Source organism: Mesorhizobium sp. M0037 (assembly GCF_040323635.1).
Lineage (GTDB): Bacteria > Pseudomonadota > Alphaproteobacteria > Rhizobiales > Rhizobiaceae > Mesorhizobium.
This window is the reverse complement of sequence record NZ_JAMYVB010000012.1, coordinates 117,240-130,067: the sequence shown is the minus strand read 5'-3', so window position 1 is coordinate 130,067 and position 12,828 is coordinate 117,240. Positions and strand designations below refer to the sequence as shown.

The window sequence follows — 12,828 nt, the reverse complement described above, 5'->3', positions numbered from 1 at the left end:
AGATCACAAAATTTTTGTCTGGGAGGGTTCGTGTTTCGAGCCACCGGGAAAGGCGCCGCGACCAGTTCGTGCTGCCCGTAAATGCCGAACTGGTCGCCGGGTCGCTTGGAGCCGGCGGCCAGCCGAGTCCCGCCGATGGGGTGCGGGATAGAGGTTCGGACGATCAGTCGGCCTTGACGATGTGCCAGACTTCGCCGACGCCGTTGCCGGTGATGTCACCGGCCTTCTTGTCCTTGATGAAGGTGTAGACCGGCTTGCCGTCATAGGCCCACATCTTGGTGCCGTCGGTGCGTTCGACGATGGTCCATTCGTCGTCCGCCTTGGCGCCATCCTCGGCCTTCAGCGGCGGCCAGTTGGTGGCGCATTTGTCATAGCAGTTGGTCTTGCCCTTCTCGTCCTTGTCATAGGTATAGAGCGTCATGCCATTGGCATCGGTGTAGATCTTGGTGCCACCGACTTCGGCTTCCTTCCACGCTTCGGCGGCGAAGGATGCGGCGGTGCTGAGCAGAAGGGCGGCCAGGCCGACGGTGATCGTTTTCATGGAAATCTCCCTGGTGATCCGACGAAGCGCGCAGAAATCGCGGCTTCGCTCTGTGAACGTTCGGCGAGGGATATTTCTTCCCCGGCTTGGTCAACTTGGGATTGGCCGACAACAATTCGTCCGGCCGGATCGTATCTGTAGCCAAATTCCACACGATGGTGATTGGCGAACACGATTTTGCGTCGCTATATCGGCGCCAAGGAATCTGGAGTTCTGGAATGCCATTGGACATCGGCTATGTCAGCGCGGTCGGAGCGGGGGCGATCTCGTTCCTGTCGCCTTGCGTGCTGCCGCTGGTGCCGCCCTATCTCTGCTACATGGCCGGCGTGTCGGTCGACGACTTTCGCGGTGGCGGTGCCGGCGTCACGGCCAAGGCCGGCGCCCGCGGCGCGCTCATCTATTCCTCGCTCGCCTTCGTACTCGGTTTCTCCACCGTGTTCGTGGCGCTTGGCGCCGGCGCCTCGACCATCGGCCACTGGCTGCGCGTCTGGCAGGAGCCGCTGGCGATGGCGGCCGGGGTGCTGATCATCCTGATGGGGCTGAATTTCCTCGGCATCCTGCGCATACCACTTCTGTCGCGCGAGGCGCGCTTTCAGTCGCAGGGCAAGCCTGCCAGCATGGTCGCCGCCTATGTCATGGGGCTGGCCTTCGCCTTTGGCTGGACGCCGTGCATCGGCCCGGTGCTGGGGCCGATCCTGACCTTGGCCGGCGGCCGCGAGACGGTGGGCGAGGGCGCTCTTCTGCTTGCCGCCTATTCGCTTGGCCTCGGCATTCCGTTCCTGATTGCTGCCCTGTTCTCCGGCGCCTTCATGCGCTTCCTCGGCAGGTTCCGCGTCCATCTCGGCCGCGTCGAAAAAGTCATCGGCGCGCTGCTGGTCGTCGCCGGGGTGTTCTTTCTCACCGGCGGCGTGCAGACGGTGTCCTACTGGCTGCTGGAGAATTTTCCGGTGCTGGGCCGGCTGGGGTAGGTGCTGGGCTTGACCCTAGGAATATCCGCTTCTGTGCACTTCAAATCGCCGTCCGATCTTCTCCGGAATGACTACCTCCTGGCCATCCGAGTCGATCCACGCACCATTTACAACTAAGCATTCTCCCATTGGGGCGGACTATCCATGTCCGTCCCACCCTGGGATGTTAAGATCGTGTTTGGGTGCGGTAGAGACCAACTCGTATCGCCATATCCTTGCCGATGTTGCGTCGATGGAGTTGTCGATTGACCAATTTTTATGCGCAATCGGTAGCGATTCCTTCTTATAGGCATCAAGCAACAGCAATCTGAGAGCCGCGATCAACACGCAGTTTGCCGCCTGTCCAAGATCAGGATGAACTAGATACTGAGCTCGCAAACCCGTGGGGCTATTAAAGAAAATGTCAAAGGTCGTTGGCTTAACCCGCAAACAAAACCCAGCGCGATGACACCCGAATAATTCGGCTCGGTTCCCGGGCCTTACAGACGCATCTATCTTTCTTGAAGCGGCTTCCTTGCATATTCGCTCTACAATCTCGTCAAAAGCAGGCGAATTCTCCAACTCAAATCGCCGCCGTTTGTCGAAATCGGACCGAAAGGCCCAACTGACAGCTCGCGGGAACGAAATCTGGGTATTCATCCCCAAAGCACTTTCTGTCTCCTGCGGATGACCATACTTACCTGACGACCGCCAAGGGTCTTTGTTAGGTTTCTACCGAAATTCAGCCGCATTGGACCGCGATGCCTCCGGTGCTAAGACTGCAACGAATCTCGGTCCTCGGAAACTCCCAACATGCAAACCAGATCCTGCCTGTCCGTTATCCTCGCCGCCGGTGAAGGCACGCGCATGAAGAGCGCGACGCCGAAGGTGCTGCACCAGATCGCCGGACTGCCGATGGTCGCCCATGTGGTGAAAGCGGCCGAGGCCGCCGGCGCCCGCAGCCAGGCGCTGGTGATCGGCCATGGCGCCGATGATATGCGCAAGGCGGCGGCGAAATTCGCGCCCAAGGCCGAGACCTTCGTGCAGGAGAAGCGGCTCGGCACTGCGCATGCCGTGCGGGCTGCGCGCGATGCGATATCAAAGGGTTATGACGATATTCTCGTGATGTTCGGCGACACGCCGCTGATCGATGCTGAAGCCCTGGTGACCGCGCGGCAAAAGCTTGCCGATGGCGCGGCCGTCGTGGTGATCGGTTTCCGTCCGCCCAGCCCGGCCGGCTATGGCCGGCTGATCGAAAAAGGTGGCAAGCTCACCGCCATCCGCGAGGAGAAGGACTGCTCCGCCGAGGAAAAGAAGATCGGCTTCTGCAATGCCGGCATGATGGCGCTGGCCGGCGCTCATGCGCTCGAACTGCTCGACAAGGTCGGCAACAAGAACGCCAAGGGCGAGTACTATCTCACCGACATCGTCGAGATCGCCAGTGCGAAAGGGCTCGATGTCGTCGCCACCGAAACGAGCTTCGAGAGCGCGCTCGGCATCAACAACAGGGCCGAGCTGGCGCAGGCGGAAGGCATCTGGCAACAGCGTCGTCGGGACGAGGCGATGCTGTCGGGCGTAACGCTGATTGCGCCGGACACCGTGTATTTCTCGCACGATACCGAAATCGGCGCCGACACCATCGTCGAGCCCAATGTCTGGTTCGGCCCGGGCGTGAAAATCGCCGGCGGCGCCAAGATCCACGCCTTCAGCCACATCGAAGGCGCGACCGTCGCTGCCAATTGCGACGTCGGTCCGTTCGCACGGCTCAGGCCAGGCGCCGATCTCCGCGAGAAAGCCAAGGTCGGCAATTTCTGCGAGGTCAAGCAGGCGGTCATCGAGGAGGGCGCCAAGGTCAATCATCTGACTTATATCGGCGATGCCCGTGTGGGCGCGGGGGCCAATATCGGCGCCGGCACCATTACCTGCAACTATGACGGCTACTCGAAGTTTTTCACCGACATCGGCGAGGGCGCCTTCATCGGTTCGAACTCGTCGCTGGTGGCGCCGGTTACGATCGGCAAGGGCGGCTACATCGCCTCGGGTAGCGTCATAACCGAAAGCGTGCCGGACGATGCGCTGGCCTTCGGCCGCGCCCGCCAGAAGACCATTCCCGGCAAGGGCAAGGAATTGCGCGAGCGCTTCGCGTCTGCCGCAGCGGCGAAGAAAAAGGCCGGCACCGGCCATTAACCGCCGAAGCAATTGAACAACCGAGGAATTGCGGTAACCGGATTGCAAGAGCGGTGTGTCATGGTGCATCGGGTTGAGAAGCGTTCCGTTACAGCAGACGAAACGCAAAGTGACTTTCGCGGCGGGCCGGCAATCCCTAGATAGCGCTGGTTTTCCATCGGACTGGTTTTCCAGGTGAATCGGGGGCAGGCGCATGTGCGGTATCGTCGGAATTGTCGGCCAGAGCCAAGTCGCGCCGCTCATCGTCGATGCTTTGAAGCGGCTGGAATATCGCGGCTATGACTCGGCCGGTGTCGCCACGATCGAGCATGGCCGGCTTGGCCGCCGCCGCGCCGAAGGCAAGCTGATCAACCTCGAACGCCGGCTGAAGGACGAGCCGCTCGATGGCACGATCGGCATCGGCCACACGCGCTGGGCCACACATGGCGTGCCCAACGAGACCAACGCCCATCCGCATTTCTCCGACGGCGTCGCCATCGTTCACAACGGCATCATCGAGAATTTCGCCGAGTTGCGCGATGAGCTGATCCGCGACGGCTATTCCTTCTCGTCGCAGACCGATACCGAGGTCGTAGCGCATCTGGTGGCGCGGCAGCTTGCCAAAGGGCTGAAGCCGATCGAGGCGGCGCACCAGGCGCTGAAGCGGCTGGAAGGCGCCTTTGCTCTGGCCATCATGTTCACCGGCGACGAGGATCTCATCGTCGGCGCCCGCAATGGCCCGCCGCTGGCCGTCGGCCATGGCGATGGCGAGATGTTTCTGGGCTCCGACGCCATCGCGCTGGCGCCGTTCACCAATTCCATCACCTATCTCGAAGACGGCGACTGGGCGGTGGTGCGCCGCGATGGCGTCACCATCTTCGACATCGACGGCAAAGAGGTTGCCCGCAAGCGCCAGCAATCACTGTCGACCAGCTTCATGGTCGACAAGGGCAACCGCCGCCATTTCATGGAAAAGGAAATCCATGAACAGCCCGAAGTGATCTCGCATACGCTGGCGCACTATGTCGATTTCGTCTCTGGCGTGTCGAAGCCGCTGGAACTGCCGTTCGACTTCGCTAAGATCGGCCGGCTGGCGATCTCGGCCTGCGGCACCGCCTATCTCGCGGGGTTGATCAGCAAATACTGGTTCGAGCGCTATGCGCGGCTGCCGGTCGACATCGATGTCGCCTCGGAATTCCGCTATCGCGAAATGCCGTTATCGGCTGATGATGCTGCCTTCTTCATCTCGCAGTCCGGCGAAACCGCCGACACGCTGGCCTCGCTGCGCTATTGCCGCAAGGCGGGCATGAAGATCGGCGCCATCGTCAATGTGCGCGAATCGACCATGGCGCGCGAATCCGACGTCGTGCTGCCGACGTTGGCCGGGCCGGAGATCGGCGTCGCCTCGACCAAGGCTTTCACCTGCCAGCTTTCGGTGCTGGCCTCGCTGGCGGTGCGTGCGGGTGTGGCCCGCGGCACGATCTCGAAGGACGAGGAAAAGACGCTGGTGCGCGCTCTTTCGGAGGCGCCTCGCTACGCCAACCAGGTGCTCAAGCTCGAGGAGCAGATCGAGCGCATCGCGCGCGAAATCTCGCGCTACAAGGACGTGCTCTATCTCGGCCGCGACACCAATTTCCCGCTCGCCATGGAAGGCGCGCTGAAACTCAAGGAAATCTCCTACATCCATGCCGAGGGTTATGCCGCGGGCGAACTGAAGCATGGCCCGATCGCACTGATCGACGAAAACATGCCGGTCATCGTCATCGCGCCGCATGACCGCATCTTCGAAAAGACTGTGTCGAACATGCAGGAGGTGGCGGCGCGCGGCGGCAAGATCATCCTGATCACCGACGCCAAGGGCGCGGCTCAGGTGAGCTTGAAGACGATGGAGACGATCATCCTGCCTGACGTGCCGGAAATCATCTCGCCGATCATCTATGCGCTGCCGATCCAGATGCTGGCCTACTACGCCGCCGTGTTCATGGGGACGGACGTCGACCAGCCGCGCAATCTGGCGAAATCGGTGACCGTGGAGTAGTCGGCGCTCATCGGGGGTCTAAAAAACTTCGCAGTTCCAAAGCGCCGTCCGCTTCACTAGTGTGGCGCTGCAACCCGCATCCCCGGTGAACCATGTCCGATGCTCCCAGAACTTCCGGCATGACCCGGCTGAGGAACTATTTCCTCACAGGCTTTATCGTCTGCGCGCCGCTGGCGATCACCGCCTATATCGCCTGGTCGTTCGTCGGCTGGGTCGATTCCTGGGTGAAGCCGTACATTCCGGCGCGCTACAGCCCCGACACCTATTTGCCGTTTCCGGTGCCCGGCTTCGGCCTGATCGTGGCGCTCGTGCTGATCACGCTGATCGGCTTCATGACCGCCAACATCGTCGGTCGCGCCATCGTCAATTTCGGCGAACGGCTGCTTGGCCGTATGCCGCTGGTGCGCGGCATCTACGGTTCGCTGAAGCAGATTTTCCAGACGGTGCTGTCGAACAAGGGCGATATGTTCCGCCAGGTCGGGCTGGTCGAATATCCGCGAAAAGGCGTCTGGTCGCTGGTCTTCGTCGCCAGCGAGAAGGAAACCGAGATCAACCAGAAGCTCGACCATGCAGGCGACCCGATGATCGCCGTGTTCATGCCGTGCACGCCGAACCCTACCACCGGTTTCCTGATGTACGTGCCGAAATCCGACATCGTGCTGCTCGACATGACGATCGAGGACGGCGCCAGGCTGATCGTCTCGGCCGGGCTGGTGGCGCCCGAAGTCAAGCCGAAAATGGTGACGATGAACGGCCAGCCGATCGACGGAGATCTCGCCAACCCGCCGCTTGGCGGGCTGATCGCCGAGGGCGCTCAGCCGGCGCGCAAGAGCCGTACGGCCTCGTCGCGGCCGAACAAATAGAGCAGCAGGCGCAGCGCCTCGCCGCGCTCAGACTGTAGTTCCGGGTCGCGCGACAGGATCAGCCTTGCATCGTCGCGGGCTGCTTCGAGCAAGTCGGCGTGCACCTCGATGCGCGCCACCTGGAAGCCCGGCGTGCCGGACTGGCGGGTGCCGAGCAATTCGCCTTCGCCGCGCAGCTTCAGATCCTCTTCGGCGATCAGGAAACCGTCCTCGGTCTCGCGCATCACCGACAGCCGGCGCTTTGCCGTCTCGCCGAGCGGGTCCTTGTAAAGCAGCACGCAGGAAGAAGGCTTGTCGCCGCGCCCGACGCGGCCGCGCAGCTGGTGCAGTTGCGCCAGGCCAAAACGCTCGGCATGCTCGATGACCATGATCGTGGCGTCCGGCACGTCGACGCCGACCTCGATAACGGTGGTGGCGATCAGGATGCGGGTTTCGCCGGCCTTGAAGGCGCGCATCGCCTCGTCCTTTTCGGCACCCTTCATGCGGCCGTGGACGAGGCCGATGCGATCGCCGAACAAGGGCTGCAGCGAGGCAAAACGGTCCTCGGCCGACATCAGCTTGATCTCTTCGGATTCCTCGACCAGCGGGCAGATCCAGTAGATCTTCTGGCCGTCGGCAACCGCGTCCAGCATGCGACCGACCAACTCGTCCAGCCGTTCCAGTGGCAGCGTGACGGTGCGGATCGGCTGGCGGCCGATCGGTTTTTCCGTCAGCTTGGAGACGTCCATGTCGCCGAAGGCGGTCAGCACCAGAGTGCGCGGGATCGGCGTCGCCGTCATCACCAGCATGTCGGGGGCGTCGCCCTTGGCGGTGATGGCAAGCCGCTGGTGGACGCCGAAGCGGTGTTGCTCGTCGACCACGGCAAAGACGAGGTCGTGATAGGTCACCGTTTCCTGGAACAGCGCATGGGTGCCGACGACGATGTCGATCTCGCCGCTGGCGAGACCTGATAGCGTTTCAGTGCGTTCGCGGCCCTTTTCGCGGCCGGTCAGGATAGCGACGCGCAGGCCGGCCTGTTCGGCCAAAGGCGTGATCGTCGCCAGATGCTGGCGCGCCAGGATCTCGGTCGGCGCCATCAATGCCGCCTGGCCACCGGCCTCGACTGCGCGCCCCATGGCCAGCAGCGCCACCACCGTCTTGCCGGAGCCGACATCGCCTTGCAGCAGGCGCAGCATGCGCTCGGGGTCGGCCAGATCGGCATTGATTTCGGCAAGCGCGAATTCCTGGCTGCCGGTCAATGAATAGGGCAGGGCTGCGCGCAGTTTCTCAACGATGCGACCGTCGCCGATGAGCGGCCGGCCCGACAGGCGGCGCACTTTTGCCCGCACCAATGCCAGCGAGACCTGGCCGGCGAGAAGCTCGTCATAGGCAAGGCGGCGCCATGCCACCCCCTCGATGGCGACATCGATCGGGTCCGCGGGATAGTGGATGCGGGCGAGCGCGTCGGCGAAGGCGGGGAAAGTCTGCTTGCGCATGAAGGCGCCGTCCTGCCATTCCGACAATTCCGGCAGCCGGCCGAGCGCCTGGCCGATGGCGCGGCGCAGCACCTTGCCCGACAGGCCGGCGGTCAGCGGATAGACCGGTTCGACCAGCGGCAGTGTTTCCGCCTCGCTCACCAGGGCGATATGGTCGGGATGGACCATGGTCGGGCGGCCGTTGAACCACTCCATGCGGCCGGAGACGACGACATGCTCGCCCACCGGCATCGCCTTTTCGAGATAGGCGGCATGGGCGTGGAAGAAGATCAGGCCGATCTCGCCGGTGTCGTCATGGGCATAGACGCGGTAAGGCACCGACCGGTTGCCGCGCGGCGGCGGCTGGTGGCGGTCGATGCGCACGTCGAGCGTGACGATGGCGCCGGCCGGCGCAAGCGCGATGCCGGGACGATTGCGGCGGTCTATGACGGTGTGCGGCAGAACGAACAACAGGTCGCCGGCGCGCGCCGGCCGTTCGCCGAGATCGGCCGCCACCACCTTCTCGATCAGAGCGCCAACCTTGGGGCCGACGCCGGCAAGCGAAGTGATCGGGACGAAGAGAGGGTCGAGGAGGGAGGGGCGCATGGCTTCACTCTCCCCCCTGTGGGGAGGGTCGATCCTCGAAGCGGAGCGGGATGGGGGTAGGTGCGCGGCTAACTTTCGAGGAAGTCGGTAGGTCAGCGCCGCACCCCCACCCCGTCTCACTCGCTTCGCTTTGCGAAGCGTGCTCGCCGACCCTCCCCACAAGGGGGAGGGTGAAGTGCGGGCGGTGTCCGGCACCAGCGTTGTCAGGAGTGTTCTTCACACCAGGGATGTTTAGCCGCCCACCCGTGCGTTGCAAGGCTGACACCGCCCTCTATCCACGCTATATGCGCCGCACCAAGCAAGGATGCGGCACGATGACCGGGACGAAACGATCAAGCGAGGGGCTGGATATCAGGCGCCGCAAGCTGTTGTTCCGCTCCTGGCATCGCGGGATGCGCGAGATGGACCTTATCCTCGGTACGTTTGCCGACAACGAGATCGGCGCCTTGACCGGCGATGAAATCGACCAATATGAAAGGCTCCTCGACATCCCCGACACCGAATTCCTGCCCATGGTCACCGGCGAACGCCCGGTTCCCAGGAATATCGACTGTGCCGTCCTGCAAAAGATCCTGGCATCGCGCCGGACCATGACATTTTAAACGTGCAACCATGAGCCTCATTCCCAAAATCGGTCTGCCGAAAGGCCGTGCCGGCCAGTTCATCGTCGACGGCGTTGCCGATGGCTACGAAGCCTTTGCGCTGGTGCAGGCGATCCATGAGATTGCGCCTGACAAACCGGTGCTGTTCGTGGCGCGCGACGGCCAGCGCCTGCCGTCGATCATCGAGGCGCTGACCTTTGCCGCCCCCGGCCTGCCGGTGCTGGAGTTGCCGGCCTGGGATTGCCTGCCCTATGACCGCGTTTCGCCAGGCTCCGATGCCGCCGCCAAGCGGCTCGACGCCCTGACGGCAATGATCGCGCTGGCAAAAAAGCCGCATCGCGCGGTCATCCTGACCACTGCCAATGCGCTGCTGCAGCGCATTCCGCCGACCGATCTGGTCGAAGCGCAGACTTTCCACGCAAAGCCCGGCAACCAAATCGACATGAACGCGCTGGTGTCCCGGCTGGAGATTTCCGGCTTCGAGCGAGTGCCGACGGTGCGCGGTATCGGCGAATTCGCCGTGCGCGGCGGCATCCTCGACCTCTACGCACCCGGCTGGACGGAAGCACTGCGGCTCGATTTCTTCGGCGACACGCTGGAATCGATCCGCGTCTTCGACGCCGCCACGCAGCGCACCACCGGCCAGCGCAAGTCGATGGCGCTGCAGGCGATGAGTGAAGTGGCGCTGACCCCCGAAACCATCAGCCGCTTCCGCCGCTCCTATATCGAAGCCTTTGGCGCGCCGCAGCGCGACGACGGCCTTTATGCGGCGGTGAGCGAAGGGCGGCGCTTTGCCGGCATGGAGCACTGGCTGCCGCTGTTCTACGAGCGGCTGGAGACAGTGTTTGATTATCTGCCGGATGCGCCTGTCATCTTCGACCATCTGGCGCACGAAGCGCTGGCTGAGCGTCACACGCTAATCCTCGACCACTACGAAGCGCGCCGCAAACAGGCCGACGCCGCGTTGAAGGACGCCGTGCCCTACAAGCCGGTGGCGCCGGACCTGCTCTATCTCTCACCGGAAAACCTCGTGGCGTCGCTCGGACCGCGCGAAGCCATCGACTTCACCGCCTTCGACGCGCCCGATGTCGGGGCCAAGAAGGTCTTCCATGGCGGCTCGCGCCATGGCCGCAGCTTTGCCGAGGAACGGGCTGACCCAAACATCAACGTCTTCGATGTCGTCGTAAAACACATCGCTGACGAGCGCGCGGCGCGCCGCCGGGTCATCGTCGCCGGCTGGACCGAAGGCTCGCTCGACCGGTTGGGCCAGATCCTGGCCGAGCACCATCTCGGCAATCTCGTGCCGGTGGCGACGCTGGCCGAGGCGGAAAAGCTCGAGCCGGGGCAGGCGGTACTCGCCGTGCTGCCGCTGGAATCCGGCTTCGAGACCGAACAGCTGGTCGTCGTCGCCGAGCAGGACATTCTGGGCGACCGGCTGATCCGCCGCTCGAAGCGCAAGAAGCGCGCGTCGGATTTCATCGCCGAGGCCTCGTCGCTGTCGGCCGGCGACATCGTCGTCCACGCCGATCACGGCATTGGCCGCTTCATCGGCCTGCGCACCATCGAGGCGGTCGGCGCGCCGCATGACTGCCTGGAAATCCACTATGCCGGCGACGACCGGCTGTTCCTGCCGGTGGAAAACATCGAGCTTCTGTCGCGCTACGGCTCTGACACAGCCGAGGCGACGCTGGACAAGCTCGGCGGCGGCGCCTGGCAGTCGCGCAAGGCGCGGCTGAAGAAGCGCCTGCTCGACATGGCCGGACAGTTGATCCGCATTGCCGCCGAGCGCCAGATGCGTACCGCGCCGCCCATGGTGCCGGCGGAAGGGCTTTACGGCGAATTCTCGGCGCGCTTTCCCTATGAGGAGACCGACGACCAGCAGGGCGCGATCGATGCCGTCGTGGACGATCTCGGCGCCGGCAAGCCGATGGACCGGCTGATCTGCGGCGATGTCGGCTTCGGCAAGACCGAAGTGGCGTTGCGCGCCGCCTTCATCGCGGCGATGGAAGGGTTCCAGGTCGCGGTCGTGGTGCCGACGACGCTGTTGTCGCGCCAGCATTTCAAGACTTTTTCGCAGCGCTTCTCCGGCCTGCCGATCCGCGTCGGCCAGGCCTCGCGGCTGGTCGGCGCCAAGGAACTGGCGGAAACCAAGAAAGCCATCGCCGAGGGGCAGGTCGACATCGTCATCGGCACCCATGCACTGCTCGGGTCGGCGATCTCGTTCAAGAATCTCGGCCTGCTGATCATCGACGAGGAGCAGCATTTTGGCGTCAAGCACAAGGAACGGCTGAAGGACCTCAAGACCGACGTCCACGTGCTGACGCTGTCGGCGACGCCGATCCCGCGCACGCTGCAGCTTGCCTTGACCGGCGTGCGCGAACTGTCGCTGATCGCCACGCCGCCGGTCGACCGCATGGCGGTGCGCACCTTCATCTCGCCTTTCGACCCGCTGGTCATCCGCGAGACGCTGCTGCGCGAACGCTACCGCGGCGGCCATTCCTTCTATGTCGTTCCGCGCATCAGCGATCTCGCCGAAATCCATGATTTCCTGCGCGAATCCGTCCCCGAGCTGAAGGTGGCGGTGGCCCATGGCCAGATGCCGCCGGGCGAACTCGACGACATCATGAACGCCTTCTATGACGGCCAGTACGACGTGCTGTTGTCGACCACCATCGTCGAATCCGGGCTCGACATTCCGACCGCCAACACGCTGATCATCCATCGCGCCGATATGTTCGGCCTGTCGCAGCTCTACCAGCTGCGCGGCCGCGTCGGCCGTTCCAAGGTGCGGGCATATGCGTTGTTCACGCTGCCGGCCAATCGCAAGCTCACCGACACCGCCGAGCGCCGGCTGAAGGTGCTGCAATCGCTGGACACGCTTGGCGCCGGCTTCCAGCTCGCCAGCCACGACCTCGACATCAGGGGCGCCGGCAATCTACTCGGCGAAGAACAATCCGGACACATCAAGGAGGTCGGCTTTGAGCTCTACCAGCAGATGCTGGAGGAGGCGGTGGCCGAGGTGAAGGATTCCGGTGAGGTGCAGGATGGCGGCTGGTCGCCGCAGATCGCGGTGGGCACGGCGGTCATGATCCCGGAAAGCTATGTGCCGGACCTGCAGCTCAGGCTGGCGCTCTACCGCCGCCTTGGCGATCTCGAAAGCACCGAGGAGATCGATGCTTTCGGCGCCGAGCTGATCGACCGCTTCGGCCCGCTGCCGGAGGAAGTGAAGCATCTGCTCAAGATCGTCTTCATCAAGGCACTCTGCCGGAGGGCCAATGTCGAAAAGCTCGATGCCGGCCCCAAGGGCGTCGTCATCCACTTCCGCAAGCGCGAGTTTTCGAACCCGGTCGGGCTGGTCAAGTACATCGGCGAACAGGGCTCGCTGGCCAAGATCAGGGCCGACCACAGCGTGGTCTTCATCCGCGACTGGCCGACGGCGGAAAAGCGCCTGGCGGGCTCGGCTGTCGTCATGACGCAGTTGGCGCGGCTGGTGGAGAAGGCCGCATAGCCCGCCGGCTACCATTCGCCAGCGCTTGAATTCCGGTCTAGAATAGGAAATCGGCTTCGTGTATGGAGCCGCCATCCCCATATGGGGCGGGAATGGCGGGCAA

The 12,828-nt window shown here is 63.6% G+C and carries 8 protein-coding genes; 6 read left to right on the top strand and 2 right to left on the bottom strand.

Annotation, left to right across the window (positions count from 1 at the left end):
• Nucleotides 1–163 precede the first annotated feature (163 nt).
• On the bottom strand, nucleotides 164–541 hold the full coding sequence (locus NKJ78_RS19245; RefSeq protein ID WP_352444072.1) for a COG4315 family predicted lipoprotein: 378 nt from the start codon (nucleotides 539–541) through the stop codon (nucleotides 164–166).
• 218 nt (nucleotides 542–759) lie between these two features.
• On the opposite strand from NKJ78_RS19245, the gene NKJ78_RS19240 reads away from it, so the two are divergent.
• The 4 genes from NKJ78_RS19240 to NKJ78_RS19225 all read left to right on the top strand — a co-directional run bounded on the left by NKJ78_RS19240 (nucleotide 760) and on the right by NKJ78_RS19225 (nucleotide 6,555).
• Entirely contained in the window at nucleotides 760–1,509 is a 750-nt protein-coding gene (locus NKJ78_RS19240; protein WP_352444071.1) for a cytochrome c biogenesis CcdA family protein, read from the top strand.
• Between the two features lie 792 nt (nucleotides 1,510–2,301).
• Nucleotides 2,302–3,675 carry a bifunctional UDP-N-acetylglucosamine diphosphorylase/glucosamine-1-phosphate N-acetyltransferase GlmU gene (glmU, locus tag NKJ78_RS19235; RefSeq protein ID WP_352459086.1) on the top strand — a complete coding sequence of 458 codons (1,374 nt, stop codon included), beginning with the start codon at nucleotides 2,302–2,304 and terminating at the stop codon, nucleotides 3,673–3,675.
• 193 nt (nucleotides 3,676–3,868) lie between these two features.
• Nucleotides 3,869–5,692, top strand: coding sequence for a glutamine--fructose-6-phosphate transaminase (isomerizing) (gene glmS / locus NKJ78_RS19230; RefSeq protein ID WP_352444069.1), 1,824 nt, complete (start codon nucleotides 3,869–3,871; stop codon nucleotides 5,690–5,692).
• Nucleotides 5,693–5,784: 92 nt separating this feature from the next.
• Nucleotides 5,785–6,555, top strand: coding sequence for a DUF502 domain-containing protein (locus NKJ78_RS19225; protein ID WP_031193123.1), 771 nt, complete (start codon nucleotides 5,785–5,787; stop codon nucleotides 6,553–6,555).
• On the opposite strand, the gene recG is transcribed toward NKJ78_RS19225, so the two are convergent.
• Nucleotides 6,507–8,615, bottom strand: coding sequence for an ATP-dependent DNA helicase RecG (gene recG, locus NKJ78_RS19220; protein ID WP_027050382.1), 2,109 nt, complete (start codon nucleotides 8,613–8,615; stop codon nucleotides 6,507–6,509). The two genes, NKJ78_RS19225 and recG, sit on opposite strands and share 49 nt — an antisense overlap.
• Nucleotides 8,616–8,929: 314 nt before the next feature.
• On the opposite strand from recG, the gene NKJ78_RS19215 reads away from it, so the two are divergent.
• Entirely contained in the window at nucleotides 8,930–9,217 is a 288-nt protein-coding gene (locus tag NKJ78_RS19215) for an FAD assembly factor SdhE (protein WP_023681561.1), read from the top strand.
• Nucleotides 9,218–9,227: 10 nt separating this feature from the next.
• Entirely contained in the window at nucleotides 9,228–12,725 is a 3,498-nt protein-coding gene (gene mfd, locus NKJ78_RS19210) for a transcription-repair coupling factor (RefSeq protein ID WP_352562609.1), read from the top strand.
• Nucleotides 12,726–12,828: the final 103 nt, after the last annotated feature.